At 69.3% G+C, this 17,093-nt stretch carries 15 protein-coding genes and 1 other RNA gene; 10 read left to right on the top strand and 6 right to left on the bottom strand.

Annotated features, from left to right (window positions below):
* Positions 1-94: 94 nt before the first annotated feature.
* The 8 genes from C8P69_RS07795 to C8P69_RS07760 all read left to right on the top strand — a co-directional run bounded on the left by C8P69_RS07795 (position 95) and on the right by C8P69_RS07760 (position 10,290).
* Complete coding sequence (locus tag C8P69_RS07795; RefSeq protein ID WP_170118168.1) at positions 95-1,888, top strand: ABC transporter ATP-binding protein/permease; 1,794 nt, start codon at positions 95-97, stop codon at positions 1,886-1,888.
* Between the two features lie 49 nt (positions 1,889-1,937).
* The gene (locus tag C8P69_RS07790) at positions 1,938-2,513 is read left to right on the top strand and encodes a hypothetical protein (RefSeq protein ID WP_108175803.1); all 576 of its coding nucleotides are present in this window, start codon (positions 1,938-1,940) and stop codon (positions 2,511-2,513) included.
* A gap of 86 nt (positions 2,514-2,599) precedes the next feature.
* Positions 2,600-2,953: a DUF2794 domain-containing protein gene (locus tag C8P69_RS07785; protein ID WP_108175801.1), complete on the top strand. Its 354-nt coding sequence runs from the start codon at positions 2,600-2,602 to the stop codon at positions 2,951-2,953.
* Positions 2,954-3,107: 154 nt separating this feature from the next.
* A complete protein-coding gene (locus C8P69_RS07780; RefSeq protein ID WP_108175799.1) occupies positions 3,108-4,268 on the top strand; it encodes an acyl-CoA dehydrogenase family protein in 1,161 nt (386 codons plus the stop codon).
* 7 nt (positions 4,269-4,275) lie between these two features.
* Positions 4,276-5,250, top strand: a complete 975-nt coding sequence (locus C8P69_RS07775) for an acyl-CoA dehydrogenase family protein (RefSeq protein WP_108175797.1) — start codon at positions 4,276-4,278, stop codon at positions 5,248-5,250.
* A 184-nt stretch (positions 5,251-5,434) separates the two neighbouring features.
* Positions 5,435-7,669, top strand: coding sequence for a TonB-dependent hemoglobin/transferrin/lactoferrin family receptor (locus C8P69_RS07770; protein ID WP_108175795.1), 2,235 nt, complete (start codon positions 5,435-5,437; stop codon positions 7,667-7,669).
* 95 nt (positions 7,670-7,764) lie between these two features.
* Positions 7,765-8,490 carry a ChuX/HutX family heme-like substrate-binding protein gene (locus tag C8P69_RS07765; RefSeq protein ID WP_108175793.1) on the top strand — a complete coding sequence of 242 codons (726 nt, stop codon included), beginning with the start codon at positions 7,765-7,767 and terminating at the stop codon, positions 8,488-8,490.
* A gap of 6 nt (positions 8,491-8,496) precedes the next feature.
* A complete protein-coding gene (locus tag C8P69_RS07760) occupies positions 8,497-10,290 on the top strand; it encodes an ABC transporter ATP-binding protein/permease (RefSeq protein ID WP_108175791.1) in 1,794 nt (597 codons plus the stop codon).
* Here the strand turns inward: C8P69_RS07760 and C8P69_RS07755 are convergent.
* A complete protein-coding gene (locus C8P69_RS07755) occupies positions 10,197-11,072 on the bottom strand; it encodes an aldose 1-epimerase family protein (protein ID WP_108175789.1) in 876 nt (291 codons plus the stop codon). The two genes, C8P69_RS07760 and C8P69_RS07755, sit on opposite strands and share 94 nt — an antisense overlap.
* A gap of 130 nt (positions 11,073-11,202) precedes the next feature.
* On the opposite strand from C8P69_RS07755, the gene uxaC reads away from it, so the two are divergent.
* A complete protein-coding gene (gene uxaC / locus C8P69_RS07750) occupies positions 11,203-12,639 on the top strand; it encodes a glucuronate isomerase (protein WP_108175787.1) in 1,437 nt (478 codons plus the stop codon).
* Between the two features lie 403 nt (positions 12,640-13,042).
* Here uxaC and recR read toward each other — a convergent pair whose 3' ends face one another.
* The 5 genes from recR to ffs all read right to left on the bottom strand — a co-directional run bounded on the left by recR (position 13,043) and on the right by ffs (position 16,544).
* A complete protein-coding gene (gene recR, locus C8P69_RS07745; protein ID WP_108175785.1) occupies positions 13,043-13,648 on the bottom strand; it encodes a recombination mediator RecR in 606 nt (201 codons plus the stop codon).
* Positions 13,649-13,663: 15 nt separating this feature from the next.
* The gene (locus tag C8P69_RS07740) at positions 13,664-14,059 is read right to left on the bottom strand and encodes a cupin domain-containing protein (protein ID WP_170118167.1); all 396 of its coding nucleotides are present in this window, start codon (positions 14,057-14,059) and stop codon (positions 13,664-13,666) included.
* A 79-nt stretch (positions 14,060-14,138) separates the two neighbouring features.
* Complete coding sequence (locus tag C8P69_RS07735; RefSeq protein WP_108175781.1) at positions 14,139-14,462, bottom strand: YbaB/EbfC family nucleoid-associated protein; 324 nt, start codon at positions 14,460-14,462, stop codon at positions 14,139-14,141.
* A 21-nt stretch (positions 14,463-14,483) separates the two neighbouring features.
* A complete protein-coding gene (locus C8P69_RS07730; RefSeq protein ID WP_108175779.1) occupies positions 14,484-16,358 on the bottom strand; it encodes a DNA polymerase III subunit gamma/tau in 1,875 nt (624 codons plus the stop codon).
* 90 nt (positions 16,359-16,448) lie between these two features.
* Positions 16,449-16,544, bottom strand: an RNA gene (ffs, locus tag C8P69_RS07725) — signal recognition particle sRNA small type.
* Between the two features lie 110 nt (positions 16,545-16,654).
* Here ffs and C8P69_RS07720 point away from each other — a divergent pair.
* Entirely contained in the window at positions 16,655-17,083 is a 429-nt protein-coding gene (locus C8P69_RS07720) for an HIT domain-containing protein (RefSeq protein WP_108175777.1), read from the top strand.
* Positions 17,084-17,093: the final 10 nt, after the last annotated feature.

Raw genomic sequence — 17,093 nt, 5'->3', positions numbered from 1 at the left:
TCGCAACGTGAATAGGGCTGATTGCTTAGCTCCTCCGGATGGGGGACAGTGGCGCTCACGAAATCGTGTTCAGCCGTCGCGGGTGGCCCCAGCGTTGACCTCTTCTCCTCCCTCCCCAGCAGAAGGGCTCGACCGCAAGGTCTTCCGCGACTTCTTCGGCCTCGCATCCGGATGGTGGACCGGCGCCACTGCGAGCCGGGCGTGGTTCCTGACGGCAGCCCTCGCCCTCTGCCTCATCGTCAATGTCGGCATCAACTTCGCCGTCAACACCTGGAACCGCCGCTTCTTCGACGCGCTGGAGAATTCCGACACGGCGACCGTCTGGTGGGCCGTCGTGGTCTTCCTGTGGCTGGTCATCTGCGCCGCGGCGGTGGGCGTCGGCATCGTGCTGTCGCGCGAGACGCTGCAGGTGCGCTGGCGCGAATGGCTCATCGGCTCGCTGATCGACCGCTGGCTCTCCGGCCAGCGCTACTACCGCATGGGCCTTGCCCGCACCGAGCCGGCCAATCCGGAATATCGCATCGCCGACGACACGCGGCTCGCCACCGAGCCGATCGTCGACTTCGCCATCGGGCTCACCACCTCGATCGTCTCGGCGCTGACCTTCGTCGGCGTGCTCTGGGTGGTCGGCGGTTCGCTGACCGTCCCCGTCGGCTCGGGCAGCATCGTCATTCCCGGCTACATGGTGCTGGCGGCCATCTTCTATGGCGTCGTCATGTCGACGCTGATGCTGTGGGTCGGCCACCGGCTCCCCGGCGCCGTGGCCCGGCGCAACGAGGCCGAGGCCAAGCTGCGCTTCGAGCTGACGCGGCTGCGCGAGAATGCCGAGAGCGTGGCGCTCATCCGTGGCGAGGCCGACGAGCGGCGCGCGCTGGGATCGACCTATGCCGACCTCGTGCAGCGCTGGCTGGGTGTCGTGCGCCGCCATGGCCACATCACCTGGCTGACCAATGGCAGCGGCGTCTTCGTGCCGGTCCTGCCGCTGCTGCTGGCCGCGCCGAAATATCTCTCGGGCGAGTTCACCCTCGGCCAGGTGACGCAGCTCGCCGGCGCCTTCCTGCAGGTGCAGGTGGCCATCGCCTGGCTGGTCGACCATTTCCGCGCCATCGCCCAGTGCTACGCCTCGATGCAGCGCGTCACCGAACTCACCAATGCCATCGACGACATCGACCTCGACCGCACGGCGGGCCAGAGCGGCGGCGTGGTGGTCGAGCCCGCCGCTGGCGGCGCGGTGGTGCTGGCCGGCCTCACCATTTCGGACCGCACGGGCCGGGTTTTGATCGACCGCGCCGAGGCGCGGATCGAGCCGGGCGAGAAGGTCATGGTCTCCGGCGAGAGCGGCACCGGAAAATCCATGCTGGTCCGGGCGCTGGCCGGGCTCTGGCCCTGGGGCCAGGGCGCCATCGCCCTGCCGGCCGGCGGACAGATCGCCTTCGTGCCGGAACGCGCCTATCTGCCGGAGGGCAGCCTGCGCGGCGCGCTGCTCTATCCGGCGCAGAGCCTTGCCGTGGACGACGCCGTGCTGCGCGAGGCGCTGGTCGAGGCCGGGCTCGGCTATCTTGGCCACCGGCTCGACGATGTCGGCCGCTGGGACCAGACGCTCTCCAACGGCGAGCGCCAGCGCCTCGCCATCGCCCGCCTTCTCGTGCAGCGGCCGGACCTCGTCATCCTCGATGGCGCCACCAGCGCCCTCGACGAGGGCGGCGAGGCACGGCTGATGGCCACGCTCGTCGGCGCGCTCGCCGGCTCGACGCTGATCAGCGTCGGCCTGCGGCCGGGCCTCGAAGCCCTCCACGACCGCAAGCTCGTGCTCTCCCGCGCCGACGATGGCGCACGGCTCGCCTCCGTGCCGTTGCGGCCGCGGGTGGCGCAGGCGGCGGGCGCCTGAGATCTTTCATCACGCAGCGGCCGATGCCGCCCAATGAGGACCTGACACCATGTCACTGCACATCTGGGATCACTTCTGGGACCTGCGCGTCAAGGAGTGCCCCTGCGACGTCCATTTCTGCGACTGGCTGGACGAGAACGACATTTCGGGGAAGGCGATCTTCCATTTCGGCACGGGCGGCCACCACATCCTCGGCCTGCACAATGTCGAGAAGGAGCGCAAGAACGCCATTCTCGGTATCACCGCCTCGCCGGGCGAGATCCGCACCTATGAGACGATGATCGTCGAGAACCCGGAGCTCGGCTGGGGCTACAAGGCCTTCTTCGGCGACATCTACCAGCTCGACGCGCGGCTCCTGCCGATGTTCGACATCGTCACGCTGTTCCATGTCGGCGAGTTCCGCACCGAGGCCAACGACGCCTATGGCGGCCTCACCGACTACCAGATGGTGAAGCTGCTGGTGGGCCAGACCAAGCCCGGAGGCACGGTCGCCTTCTATGCCGGCTCCTACGCCTATGACATCGCCAAGGTGCAGCACGACAAGATGGTCGAGGAAGGCCTGCTGACGCCGAAGGAGCCCTACAAGACCCTGCCGCTGTTCGAGCGCACGGCGAAGCCGGTCTGAGGCCCGCGCGCCCGGCTTGCCAAGCGGGGCGGACGGGTCGATCATGACCCGACCGTGACAGGAGCCGGAGCGCCGGAAGGAGCCTCATGTCCGATGTCGATACGAGTTACCCCGGCACCGTCGTTCCGCTGAACGCCGGTGCCGCGCAGCCCAAAGTGTCGTTCGATCGCCGCGAATTGCAGCAGATCCTCCAGCTCTATGGACGCATGGTCGCCGCGGGCGAATGGCGTGACTACGCCATGGATTTCCTCAAGACCAAGGCAGTCTTCGCCATATTCCGCCGGTCCTCGGAAATGCCGCTCTACCGCGTCGAGAAGATGCCGGATGCCAAGCAGGGGCCCTATGCCGTCATCAACACGGCCGGGCTGGTGCTCAAGCGCGGCCACGACCTCAAGCGCGTCCTCGCGGTGCTCGAGAAGCCGCTGAAAGTGGTCCAGTAGCGGTTCCTCCGCCGTAAGGCTGATGGTGCGTCTGCGGGGCGGCCCTGCGCGGCTCCGCATTGACGCCGGCGGACGCTCCGTGGTCTCATTGAAAGACCGTTTCATACAATGAAATGAACGCCCTGTGGGTGTTCCGAGCAAGGGTTCCGCACCCATGTCGAGCTTCGCGCCGCTGCCCTATGCGACCATCCCTGCCGAGGACGAGAGCCTGCGCGCGGAGGTCAAGGCCTTCCTCGCCGAGGCGCTCGCCGGCATGCCGGCGGAAAAACGCGCGCGCTCCTGGGTCGGCGCCGATCCCGCCTTCAGCCGGGCGTTGGCGAAGCGCGGCTGGCTCGGCCTCAGCCTGCCGAAGCGCTATGGCGGCGCGGAGCGTGGCTTCTTCGCGCGCTTCGTCATCGCCGAGGAGCTGCTCGCCGCCGGCGCGCCGGTGGCCGCCCACTGGATCACCGACCGCCAGTCCGGCCCTCTGATCCTGCGCTATGGCGCCGAGGCGCAGCGGCAGTTCTACCTGCCGAAGATCTGCGCCGGAGAGATCTTCTTCTGCATCGGCATGAGCGAGCCGAACTCGGGCTCCGACCTTGCCAGCGTCCGCACCCGCGCCGAGCGGCAGCCCGATGGCAGCTTCCGCCTCAATGGCCGGAAGATCTGGACCAGCAATGCCGCGGTCTGCGACTACATGATCGCGTTGGTGCGCACCTCCGGCGTGCCGGAAGACCGCCACAAGGGTCTCTCCCAGGTCATCATCCCGCTGAAGCAGGAGGCCATCACCATCCGGCCGATCCGCGATCTGGCAGGTGACGCGCATTTCGCCGAGGTGACCTTCGACGATGTGATCCTGCCGGCCGATGCGCTGATCGGCGAAGAGGGCGCCGGCTGGGAGCAGGTCAATGCCGAGCTCGCCTTCGAGCGCTCCGGCCCGGAGCGTATCCTCTCCTCCATGGTGCTGGTCGACACCTGGCTCGCCTACCTCAAGAGCCTGCCGAAGCTCTCCACCGACGACGTGATCCTGGTCGGGCGCCTTGCCGCCCATCTCGCCTCGCTGCGCGCCCTGTCGCTCAGCGTCACCGCGAGCCTTGCCGCCGGCGAGAGCCCGGTGGTGCATGCGGCTCTGTTGAAGGATCTCGGCACCACCTACGAGCAGATGATCCCGCAGGCGGTGGCTGCCGCCATCGCCGCCGATCCCGAGGGCGACCCGCCGGGCGAGCTGATGCGGACGCTGGCCTACACGATGGGCATGTCGCCCTCCTTCTCGCTGCGCGGCGGCACGCGCGAAATCCTCCGCGGCATGATCGCCCGCGGCATCGGCCTGCGCTGAGACATCCATGACCGACAGCCTCATCACCGAAACCGCCGACCGGCTCATGGCCGATCACGTGACGCCGGCCGCCGTGCGTGCGCTCGCCGCCGGCGGTTCGCCGGCCGCACTCTGGGCCGGCCTCGCCGAATCCGGCTTCCTCGACGCGCTCGCTTCCGAGGAGGCGGGCGGTGCGGGCTTGACCGAGATGGACATGCTGCCCGTGCTGCTGGCCGCCGGCCGCCATGGCCTGCCGCTGCCCTTCGGCGCAACGATCGCCGCGCGGGCCGCCATCGCCGCCGCCGGCGAGACGGCGCCTGAGGGCATCATCGCGCTGGCCGCCTCCGGCCGTCGCGACGGCGGAAACCTCATCGCCCAGGTGCCGGCCGGCGAGCATGCCGAGGGGGTGCTCGTGCCCGATGGGGACGGCGCCATCCTGCTCTCGGTCGCCAGCGCCACGGTGGAAACCGCGGGTGACGGCACGGCCTGCCGCATGGCCTGGAACGGTGCCAATGGGCCCCGGATCGCCGGCTTCGATGCGCTCGCCACCGGCGCGCGGATCGAGGCGGCGGAGATGGCCGGCGCCATGGAGGCGATGCAGGTCACGACCCTGCGCTACGCCAATGACCGCTCGCAGTTCGGCCGCGCCATCGGCAAGTTCCAGGCGGTGCAACAGCAGCTCTCGGTGATGACGGAACTGGTGCACGGCGCCCGCGCCGCGGTTCATGTCGCAGCCGCGGCGCCCGGCAGCCTCGATGCCACGGCCGCCGCCAAGGTCACGGTGGGCGAGGCGGCCGCCCAGGTCGTCGCCATCGCCCATGCGGTGCATGGCGCCATCGGCATGACCGAAGAACTCGACCTCCATCTTCTCTCCGAGAGGATCCGGCGTGGTCGGCTGCGCTACGGATCCGAGCGTCACTGGGCGGAGAGGCTGGGACAGGCCGTGCTCGCCTCGCAGGAGGCAACGCTGCTGGACTTCGTTCGGAACCGCGTCTTTTCTTGATCTCTTCCAAGGAACGGTTTCTTTTCGGCGATTTTCCACATCACTCGTCGATAATGTTGACACCATTAGTCAGCTTAAATAATGACCCTGCACGCCCCGGCTGACCGGGGCTTCGTGCCAGCCAGCTGAACAGATCGTCTCACGCCAGCCAGCCCATTTCTCCATTGGTCTGGGATGTATCATCATGTTCGGCAGGGGCGCGCCTCGCGGCGCATCGATCTCGCTCGTCGCCATTCTGGCGCTGGTGTCCGGCGCGCAGGCGCAACAATCGAGTGGCGACGAGATCACCGTCACCGCGACCCGCGAGCAGCGCCAGCGGCTGGATGTCCCGGCGACCATCGATGTGATCTCCCGCCAGCAGATGGAGGAGCGGCAGGTCCGCGACATCCAGGACGTCGTCCGCTACACGCCGGGCGTCTCGGTGGAGCGGGTCACGTCCGCGACCGATCCGTGGAAGAACCTTGGCGGCTTCACCATCCGCGGCCTCACCGGCAACCGCGTGGCCATCACCGTGGACGGTGCCCGCACCATCGAGCGCATCACCGACGGCACGCGCGACCTCATCGACCTGCCTTACATGAAGGCGATCGAGATCATGCGCGGCCCGGCCTCGGTGCTCTGGGGCGCCGACGCGCTGGGCGGCCTCGTCGCCTTCCGCACGCTCGATCCGCAGGATCTCATCCGCGGCAATCCGCGGGGATGGGGCGCCCGCCTGTCGACCAGCTTCGACAGTTTCGACCGGTCCATCGTCAAGACCGGCATGGCCGGCTTCCAGATCACGCCGGTGCTGCAGGCCCTCGTCTCGCTCAGCCACACGACGTCGCTGCAGCCGATCTTCTCCACCGCCCGCGCCGATGGCGGCATCTGGGGCTGCCCGGCGACCCGGTCCATTCCCTGCAACACCACCGATCCTTTCCGCGCCCATCGCTGGAACGGCTTCGGCAAGCTGGTCTGGAACCCGGTCGACGATCACGAATTCCGCCTCGCCTACGAGAACTACGCCAAGACGACGATCACCAGCCAGATGTGGGATTTCGGCCAGACCTCGTCCGGCTGGGTCAACGGCAACTATCCGCGCCAGCAGCAGCTCGAGCGCCAGCGGCTGACCTTCTCCCATGCCTGGACGCCGGGCTGGGGCTGGATCGACGCGGTGCGCTGGAACCTCACCTGGTCGCCGCAGCGCCGTGATCTCGACAGCACCCGCACGCAGACGGGCGCCACCGGCACCGCCAATGCCGGCCAGACCCGCACCGTGCGCGACATCCTGAACTATTCCGAGACCTTCTATCAGGCCGATGTGCAGCTGACCTCGCGCTTCGACCTCGGTCCGACCGCCCACACGCTGACCTACGGCTTCCAGGGCGACATCGCCCGCACCGACTACTATCGCCAGAGCACGACGACCAACCTGACCACGGGTGTGAGCACAACCACCATCGCCGGCGGCTTCAACTTCGCCAATGCAACGACCCTGCGCGCTGACGGCTACCTGCAGGACGAGATCAAGCTGCTCGATGGCCGCTGGACCATCACGCCCGGCGCCCGCCTCGCCACCTATCGCATCACGCCGCGGGTCGGCGAGGGCTACGTGGCCGCCGTCGGCGCCGAGCCGCGGGAGATCACCTCGACGCGGTTCATCCCGCAGGTCGGCACGATCTTCAAATTGACCGATGTCTATTCGCTCTATGCCCGCTACGCCGAGGGCTTCAAGATGCCAACGGCCCAGCAGCTCTACATGTCGCTGCCGGGCAGCTCGTTCAATCTCGTCCCCAATCCCAACCTGAAGCCCGAGAGTTCGCGCACCTGGGAGGCGGGCCTGCGCGGCCGCTACGAGCGCGGCTGGTTCTCCCTCGGCGTCTTCCACTCCACCTACAAGGACTTCATCGTCAGCCTGCAGAACATCGCCGGCACCGTCGACTACACCTCGCTGAACCTGTCGTCGGTGGTGCTCTGGGGCCTCGAAGGCTCGGCCGAATATCGCCTGAACGAGGACCTGATCCTCAATGCCGGCTTCGCCTACCAGTTCGGCAACCAGCGGGCGACGCCAACCTCCGCCATCACCGCCTTTGACGCTGCGAGCCCGTTCAACGGCATGGTCGGCCTGCGCTGGTTCAAGCGCGAGTGGAAGCTCGACGGCGAGGTCGTCGCGCGCTTCTCCGCCCCGGTCGAACGCGCCAGCGCCACCACGATCTACAAGCCGGGCGGCTGGTTCACCCTCGACAGCTTCGTAAACTGGAAGCCGCAGGAGAACGTGACGCTGCGGGCCGGCGTGCAGAACATCTTCGACGCCCGCTACTTCCAGAACCTGATGGGCAGCTACGCGGTCACCGCCACCACTTCGGTTGCCCAGCAGAACCCGCTGGAGCTGCAGGTCGCACCGGGCCGCACCTTCAAGGCCAGCGTCACCGTCGATTTCTGACCTCCCGCCCCGCCGGTGCCCCGGCGGGTTGCAGCAGGCGGCCGGTCGTCCTTCCAGGGCCGGCCGCCATTCCTTCGTCCCTCAGGATTTCGCCCATGACCACCCATCCTCCCCTCCGCGAGGCGCTCGCCTGCTCCGTGTTCGAGGCTGTTCAGGCGACCCGTGCGATGGGCCGCGTCATGCTGTCGGCCGCTGTCGAAGGGGCGATCCATGAGCGGATCGGTCCGGTCGGCGATGTCCTGCTGGAGGACGGTCATGTCCGCCTCGCCGGTGGCGCCCATGATGCGCTGATCGATCTTGCGGTGGTGACGACGGCGGTCGCCGACCGCTCCAGCCGGATGCGCGACCGGGTGCTGCCGCGGATCGAACTGCTGGACGCGGCAGGCGAGACCCAGTTCTCGCTGATCGCCCTCGACGGGCTGGAGCCTTTCGAGGTGGGTCTCGCCGGTCTTGCGCGGGGCGGCGCCTTGCCGGACAAGGTCCGTCCCCCGGCCGATGACACACCGCCGGCCGAGATCGCCGAGGGCGATGCGGGCGGGCGGCCGCTCCATGCGGCGAGGGCGAGCGGCGCCTCCATCGGTGTGGACTTCACCCGCCGCGGCCTGGTGCAGAGCTGGCGCGGCGTTATCGCCGACGTGAAGCCGATCATGGGCTTCTTCAACATCATCCAGCCGGACTTCCACCTGCACCTGAAGGCCGGCCTCGTCGCGCGCTGGGAGCGACGCGAGGAGGCAGGGCAGGAGAGGCTTGAGGCCATCGGCGTCGATGGCCGTCCCATCGGCCTCGTCCTGACCGGCGCTTCCGCGGCCTTCGCGGAGTAGGCGATCGTGGCGCGCGGCCTCGCCGATGTCTGGCGGCTCGCCCGGCTCTGCGCCCTGCGGCCGGGCGGGCGGCTGGGCATCGCCCTCTTCGCGGCGATCTTCGCCCTCGGCCTTGCGGGCATCCAGGTCACCATCCGCCTCATCGGCTGGACCAACGACTTCTATTCCGCCCTGCAGCGGCTGGACGTGCCCGCAGCCACGCACCAGATCGGCGTCTTCTTCCTGCTGGTCGCGATCAGCGCCTCGCTGCATCTCGCCGCGGCCTGGCTGCGCAAGCTCCTGCAACTGCGCTGGCGGCGGACCCTGACCGAGGCGAGCCTCGACGCCTGGCTCGCCGGCCGCGCCTATTGGCACCTGCGCGAACGCTCCGGCGAGGGGCTCGACAATCCCGACCAGCGCATCGCCGAGGATTGCCAGGTCTTCGTCCACCGCCTGACCACCGAGGCGCTGGAGCTGATGACCAATCTCGTGGCGCTCTGGTCCTACGTCGCCATCCTGTGGTCGCTCTCGACCTTTCCGCTCAGTCTCGCGGTGATCGGCCTCGACCTGTCGGTGCCGCGCTACATGGTCTGGGCGGCGCCGGTCTATGTCGCCTTGGCGACCGGCATGACCCATTGGCTCGGCCGCCCGCTCATCGGCCTCAATGCTGGCCAGCAGAAGGCGGAGGCGGATTTCCGCTTCGCGCTCGCGCGCCTGCGCGAGAACGGCGAGCAGGTCGCCTTCGCGCGCGGGGAGGCGGCCGAGCGCCGGCTCTTCGACGCCCGCTTTGCGGCGATCGCCGCCAACTGGCGTCAGCTGATGAACCGCGACCTCGTGCTCGGCCTGTTCACGCGGCCCTACATGCAGACGGTCCTGCGCATCCCGATGTTCCTCGCCCTGCCGGCGTTCCTCGCGGGACGGCTCACCTTCGGCGGGCTGATGCAGATCGCCTCCGCGTTCCAGAACGTGGTGACCACGCTGTCGTGGTTCATCTTCTCCTATCGCGATCTCGCCGAGCTCTTCGCCTCGGCGCGGCGTCTCTGCGGCTTCCTGGATGCCTGCGCCGAGGCGAGCGGTCCGGGTGATCCGGCCGCTGCGGGGGACGGGCCGCTCGACCTCGAAAACCTACGCGTCGCGACGCCGGATGGCCGCACCCTCTTCGTGCTGCCGCGCCTCACGGTGGCGGCGGGCGAGACGGTCTGGCTCAGGGCCCCGTCCGGCCACGGCAAGTCCACGCTGTCCCGGGTTCTGGCGGGCCTGCGCAGCGCTGAGGGGCGGGTCGTCGTGCCGCCGGGGCGTTTCGTGTTCCTGCCGCAGCAGGCCTATGGCCCGATCGGCACCATCGCCGATGCCGTGGCCTATCCCGCGCCGCGCAGCGGCGTCGGCGACCGCGTGATCGCTGCGGCCCTTGCCTGTTTCGGTCTGTCGCGCCTCTCCACGCCGGAGGGGCTCGATCGTGACATCCACAAGGCTGGCCTGTCGGGCGGGGAGATGCAGCGTCTCGCCCTCGCCCGGCTGGTGGTCCAGAGGCCGGACTGGGCTGTTCTCGATGAGGCCACAAGCGCGCTCGACGCCGAGGCCGAGGCCGAGGTTCTGGCGACGCTGCGGCGCATGTTGCCGGACGCGGGGCTGGTCCTCATCGCCCATCGCGCGCCATCCGCCATCGGCCCGCTGCGCCGCATCGACCTGCCGGCGTCATGCCCCGATGATGCGGTGGCGGCGGCGCGTCAGGCCTTTGCCGGGGACGGCGTGAAGGCGAGACTGACCCGCGCCCTGTCGGTTGCGCCGGGTGCGAGGCGCCGTATCGACGGCTTGTCCTGAAGCTCACCGGAGAAGCCAACCGGGTCGCCGTGGCCCGACCAGGCCTCCAGGCAGACGAAAGGCGCGCCGGGCTTCGACCAGAGGGCAAGGTGCGGCAGTCCTTCGACCTCCATGCGCAGCACGCCGCCGGGGCTCTCGAGCCTCCAGGCGCGGCTGCGGGCATTCAGGAAGCAGAGCGCTTCCTGTGCGAAGACCGCGTCGTCCAGCGGCAGGGTGATCCCGTCGAAGGCGACGGGCCGGCGCTCCGCCGAGAACAGGCCGCCGGGGGTGATGACCGGGACGGAGGGCTCCTCCCGCTCCGTGAAGACCACCCGGTGGCCGGTGCGGTCGGCGCCGGTGAGCGGCCAGCGGAAGCCGGGGTGCACGCCGAAGGCATAGGGCAGGGGACGGTCGCCGGGATTGGTCACCGCAAGGTCGGTGACGAGCCCCGCCTCCGTCAGCCGGTGCGTCACCGTCAGGCGGAAGGCGAAGGGATAGGCCGCACGCGTCCCGGCATCATCCGAAAGTTCCAGGGTGCAGGAGCCGGCATCCTGCGCGATCACGGCGAAGGTCTTGCTCGCCGCAAAACCGTGGACGCCCATGGGGCGCTCCACGCCATCGACACGGATCCGGCCGTCCCGCGCCCAGCCGACGATGGGAAAGAGGATCGGCGCCGAGCGATCCCACCATGCCGCATCGCCGGGCCAGAGCAGGTCGTGGCCGCGCGCGCGCCACGCCGTCAGTTCGGCACCGCGGGGCGACACGACGGCGCTCTGGTTGCCATGGGCGAGAGTGATGGTCATGGCCGTTGAGTGCCGGATCGCGACCGGCCCGGCAAGCGCCGGTTGACTTGCGCGACTACCATACTAGCTTGCCACCGCTCGCCGGATGCGAGGCCGTGCAGGAGATGCGGCCGCCGGCGCGGGAGGCATCATGACCCCTTCGAGGCTGCCGGCGCCGTCGAGCCGCATCTGCGCACCCGACCGGCTGATGCCGCTCGATCCCACCGCCCGCGCCATTGCCCGGCGGCTCTACGACTCGGTCGCGACCCTTCCCATCGTTTCGCCGCACGGCCACACCGATCCACGCTGGTATGCCGAGAATGCCGCCTTCCCGGATCCGGCGACGCTCTTCGTGGTGCCCGACCACTATGTCTTCCGGATGCTCTATGCGCAGGGCGTGCGGATGGAGGATCTCGGCGTGCCGACCCGCGACGGCACGCCGGTCGAGACGGATCCGCGCGCCATCTGGCGGCGCTTCGCCGCGCATTATCACCTGTTCCGCGGCACGCCGACGCGGCTGTGGCTCGACCATGCCTTCGCCGCGCTGTTCGGCCTCGATGAGCGGCTCTCGGCCGCCAATGCCGATGCCGTCTTCGACCGGATCGACGCGGCCTTGAAGCTGCCGGCCTACCGGCCCCGCGCCCTGTTCGAGACCTTCGGCATCGAGGTCATCGCCACGACCGAGGGCGCGCTCGATGACCTGAAGTGGCATGCCTCGCTCGCCGCCTCGGGCTGGGCCGGCCGTGTCGTTACCACCTACCGGCCGGACGCCGTGGTCGATCCGGATTTCGAGGGCTTTGCCGGCAATCTCGCGCGTCTCGGCGCCATCACCGGCGAGGATACGGCGACATGGAAGGGGTATCTTGCCGCGCATCGCAAGCGGCGCGCCGTCTTCAAGGCCCATGGCGCCACCGCCTCGGACCACGGCCATCCCACGGCCACAACAGCGAACCTGTCGGCGAGCGAGGCCGAGGCGCTGTTCACGAAGGTCGTCGCCGGGCCGGTGAGCGCATCGGAGGCCGACCTGTTCCGTGGCCAGATGCTGACCGAGATGGCCAGGATGAGCCTCGATGACGGCCTCGTCCTGCAGATCCATCCGGGCTCCCGCCGCAACCACAATGCCGGCATCTTCGCCCGCTTCGGCCGCGACATGGGCGCCGACATTCCAGGGCCGACCGATTACGTGTCGGCGCTCAAGCCGCTCCTGGATGCGGTGGGCAACGAGCCCTCGCTGACCATCATCCTCTTCACGCTGGACGAAACGGCCTATTCGCGCGAGCTCGCCCCGCTGGCCGGCCATTATCCGGCGCTGCGGCTCGGGCCGCCCTGGTGGTTCTTCGATTCGGTCGAGGGCATGAAGCGCTTCAAGCAGCAGGCCATCGAGACGGCGGGCTTCTACAACACGGTGGGTTTCAACGACGACACCCGCGCCTTCCCGTCCATCCCGGCCCGGCACGACGTGGCGCGACGCGTGGACTGCGCGCATCTGGCGGAATTGGTCTGCGACGGCCGGCTCGACGAGGACGAGGCGCAGGAGCTGGCGGTGGACCTCGCCTACCGGCTGGCCAAGGCGGCCTATCGGTTGTGAGGGACGCCAGGTCTGGTCTCGAGACCAGGCCCCATGCCCCACCCTTACCCTCCCCGCGCTCCGCGCGGGGAGGGGGACCACCGCGCCGTGTCTTCCCTCAATCGGCTGGGCCAGGCCCAACCGCGAAATCTGGGCTCAACGTCATCGTCTCCCTCCCCTCGCCAGAGGGGAGGGAGAGGGTTGGGCATTGGCCTAGAATGCGGAGCGTAATGAAGTGAGGCCGCTGCCCTCTCCGTCATGGCCGGGCTTGTCCCGGCCATCCACGACTTGAACACTCGGTTTCAGAAGAGAATTCGTGGATGCCCGGCACAAGGCCGGGCATGACGGGTGGTGGTTCGGGTGCGAGATCTGCGCGCGGCGGCTATCCGGAGGTCTCAGCACGGAGGAGAGTAATCCCGCCCCCTCAGAAACTCGTGCGCGACCGGATCGCCGCCGAGATCGTGCCCTCGTCGAGATAGTCGAGCTCGCCGCCAACCGGCACGCCATGGGCGAGGCGCGTCACCGAGACGCCGGTGCCGGCCAGGAGGTCGGTGACGTAATGGGCCGTGGTCTGGCCGTCGACGGTCGCATTGACCGCGAGAATGACCTCGCGCACCCCGCCCTCGCGAACCCGGTTGACCAGGCTCTCGATGTTGAGGTCCTGCGGCCCGACCCCGTCCAGCGGCGAGAGCGTGCCGCCAAGCACGTGGTACTTGGCGTTGATCGCCCCGGCGCGCTCGAGCGCCCAGAGGTCGGAGACGTCCTCCACCACCACGATGACGCCGCCGTCGCGGCGCGGATCGCAGCAGATGGTGCAGGGGTCGGAGGTGTCGACATTGCCGCAGGTGCGGCAGATGACGATCTTCTCCAGCGCCTCGCCCATGGCCGCGGTGAGCGGCTGCATCAGGCTCTCGCGCTTCTTGACGAGATGCAGGGCGGCCCGCCGCGCCGACCGGGGCCCGAGGCCCGGCAACTTGGCGAGGAGCTGGATCAGCCGCTCGATCTCGGGGCCCGCGACCCGCTTGGACATGGATGGGTTTCTTTCTCAGGTCTTGCGGCGGTCTTCGGTCCAGTCGCTCGGCCGGACCTCGGCGAGAGGCACCTCGGCTCCGAGGCCTTCTACGAAGGCGACGCCCTGGTCGGGATAGAGGCAGACCTCGTGGGAAAAACGGTTGCCGAACGCCCAGATGACGAGGTCCGTGGAGCCGCTGTTCTCGAAACAGTGCGCCTCGGGATCGCCGGCCCGATAGCAGACGGCCTCGCCCGCGCGCATCGGAACCCGCTCCTCACCGTGGATCAGGGTGGCCTCGCCGGCCATCACCACCAGGATCTCCTCCTGGAAGAGGTGTCGATGGCGGCGTGAGGAGCGGTCGCCGGGCTTTACCGTCTGGATGATTAGACCAATCGTGTCGCTGCCGAGGGTCCGGCCGACATCGGTCATGGTGCCACCGATCCCCGCCTCGAAAGCATAGGCGAAGGGTTTGATGTCAGCGATGGCGACCCGACGCAGCGTCATCGCGTCAGAACGGCAGCTTCATGCCGGGCGGCAGCGGCAGGCCGCCGGTGACGCCCTTCATCTTCTCCTGCATGACGACCTCCGCCTTGCGGCGGGCATCGGCATGGGCGGCGACGATGAGGTCCTCGACGATCTCCTTGTCATCCGCCTTGAGCAGCGAGGGATCGACCGAGACGCTTTTCAGGTCGCCCTTCACGGTGAGGCTGACGGTGACCATGCCGCCGCCGGCGGTGCCCTGCACCTCCGTGCGCTCCATGTCGGCCTGCGCCTCCTGAAGCTTGGCCTGCATGGCCTGCGCCTGCTTCATCAGGCCCATGATGTCCTTCATCGCGGCAATCCTTCCTGAACTTTAGAACTCGTCGTCCCAGGGGTCGACCGGCTCCCAGCCGCCGTCGCCATAGCCCTCGTCGTCCTCGCCGGCCGAGGCCACCGCCGCGGCGGCCGCGGGGCTTGCCTCGGCTTCCGACGCGCCTTCCAGCGGGCGCACGGCGACGATCTCGGCGCCGGGGAACTTCGCCAGCACGGCCTGGACGGCGGGATGGGCGAGCACGCCGCGCTCGCGGTCCGCCTGTTCGGCGGCGAGGCGCTCGCGCACCGTCTGATCGCCCTGTTCGGACGAGATGGTCACCACCCAGCGGCGGCCGGTCCAGTCGGTGAGCTTCTTCTGGAGGTCACCGGCGAGCGTCGGTGCGGCGTTGCGCGCCGGGCGGAAATCGAGCCGGCCGTCCTCGCAGCGCACCACGTGCATGTCGCCCTCGAGCTGCTGCTTCAGGCGCACGTCGCGCTTCTCGGCGGCGAGCTTGATGATGTCGGCGAAGGTCGCGAGCACCATGTGTGCCTGCGCCGCGGCCGCGGGTTGGGCCTGCTCACGCATGGCGACCGGCGCGCCCTCGGGCCGGGCGACGGAGGACAGCCGCGGGGCGCCCGCGGCCATGGCCTGGGCCGAGCCGCCGCCACCCCCGCCACCGCCGGAGGGCAGGCGGGGCGCAGCGCCCGCGCCGACAGCGCCCGAGCCGTCGGCGAGCATGCGCAGCGCCTCGTCAGGGGTCGGCAGGTCGGCGGCATAGGCGATGCGGACCAGCACCATGTCGGCGGAGGCCAGCGGCTTCGGCGATCGCGCCACCTCCTCGATGCCCTTCATCAGCATCTGCCAGGCGCGGGCCAGCACCCGGTGCGACAGGCGGGCGGCGAAATCGCGGCCGCGGCTGCGCTCGGTCTCGGAGAAGGCGACGTCATCCGCGGCGGCGGGCGCCACCTTCACCCGGGTGACGAAATGGACGAATTCGGCGAGCTCGCCGAGCACGATCTCCGGGTCCGCCCCGTCGTCGTACTGGCTCTTGAACTCCGCCATGGCGGCGGCGACGTCGCCCTTCATCAGGTGCTCGAAGAGGTCGATGATGCGGGTGCGGTCGGCAAGGCCGAGCATCCGCCGCACGTTCTCCGCCGTCACCGTGCCGGCGCCATGGGCAATGGCCTGGTCGAGCATGGAGAGGCTGTCGCGCACCGAGCCCTCGCCTGCGCGGGCGATGAGGCCGAGCGCATCGGCCTCCACCGTCACGCCCTCGCGAGTGCAGATGCCCGAGAGATGCTTCACCAGCACGTCGGCCTCGACACGGCGCAGATCGAAGCGCTGGCAGCGGGAGAGCACGGTCACCGGCACCTTGCGGATCTCGGTGGTGGCGAACATGAACTTCACATGGGCCGGCGGCTCCTCCAGCGTCTTCAGGAAGGCGTTCCACGCCTTCTCCGAGAGCATGTGGACCTCGTCGACGATGTAGACCTTGTAGCGGGCGGAGACCGGCGCGTAGCGCGCGCCATCAGTGATCTGGCGCACGTCGTCGATGCCGGTATGGGAGGCGGCGTCGATCTCCATCACGTCGACGTGGCGGCCCTCCATGATCGCCTGGCAATGGGTGCCGGGGCGGTCGAGATGGATGGAGGGGCGGTCGACCTCGCCGGGCAGCTCGTAATTCAGCGCGCGGGCGAGGATGCGGGCCGTCGTGGTCTTGCCGACGCCGCGCACACCGGTGAACAGATAGGCCTGCGCGATCCGGCCGGTGTCGAAGGCGTTCGACAGGGTGCGGACCATGGCCTCCTGACCGATCAGGTCGGCGAAGCTCTGCGGCCGGTACTTGCGGGCGAGGACGCGGTAGGGCGCGGCGGCGGCCGGTGTCTCCGTCATCCCGAGAGCGAACCCGGGTTCGGTCTCGGGCGAGGAATCCATGGGGCCTGCTCGGGGCGGTTCGCGAACGGAGCCAGTCTCGCGCGCGCCGCATGCGGCGGCAAGCCCCGGCTGGGGACGACTGGGGCTGAAGTGGGAGGCTGACACGCGACCCGAAACGGGCTCGTTACGGCTGCTTCCTTCCGGACCTGACCGGGTTGGCGAGAGTCTCGTCCACCGCCAACCTCCCGACGGCTATATGGAGCGAAGCGGGTCCGGACGCAAGCGGCGCGGGGACGCGGGGGTGTCACAGCGGCGACGAACGGCGCTATAGGTCAACGAACGACAGGGACGCCGCCATGACCCAGGCTTTCAGCACCACCGCCTTCACCCTCGACAGCCGCCTTGCCGCCGACACCGTGGCGGTCGCCGACCTGCCGCTCTCGGCGCTGCGGCTGATGAACGACGCCACCTATCCCTGGCTGATCCTCGTTCCCCGCCGCGAGGGCATCACCGAGATCGTCGACCTCGACCCGGCAGACCGGCAGCAGCTCATCGAGGAGATCGCCACGGTCTCCAGCCTGCTGCGCGACATGACCCGCTGCGACAAGCTCAATGTCGGCGCGCTCGGCAACATGGTGCCCCAGCTCCATGTCCATGTGATCGGCCGGTTCAACGGCGACCCGGCCTGGCCTGGCCCGGTCTGGGGCAAGCTGCCGCCCCGGCCCTATGGCGAGGCGCCGCGCGAGGGCTTCGTTTCGGCGCTGAGGGCAAGGCTGTCGGCCTGATGGGCGCGTT

It is taken from the genome of Phreatobacter oligotrophus, from assembly GCF_003046185.1.
Taxonomy (GTDB): domain Bacteria; phylum Pseudomonadota; class Alphaproteobacteria; order Rhizobiales; family Phreatobacteraceae; genus Phreatobacter; species Phreatobacter oligotrophus.
This window is presented reverse-complemented; position numbering and strand designations above follow the sequence as displayed.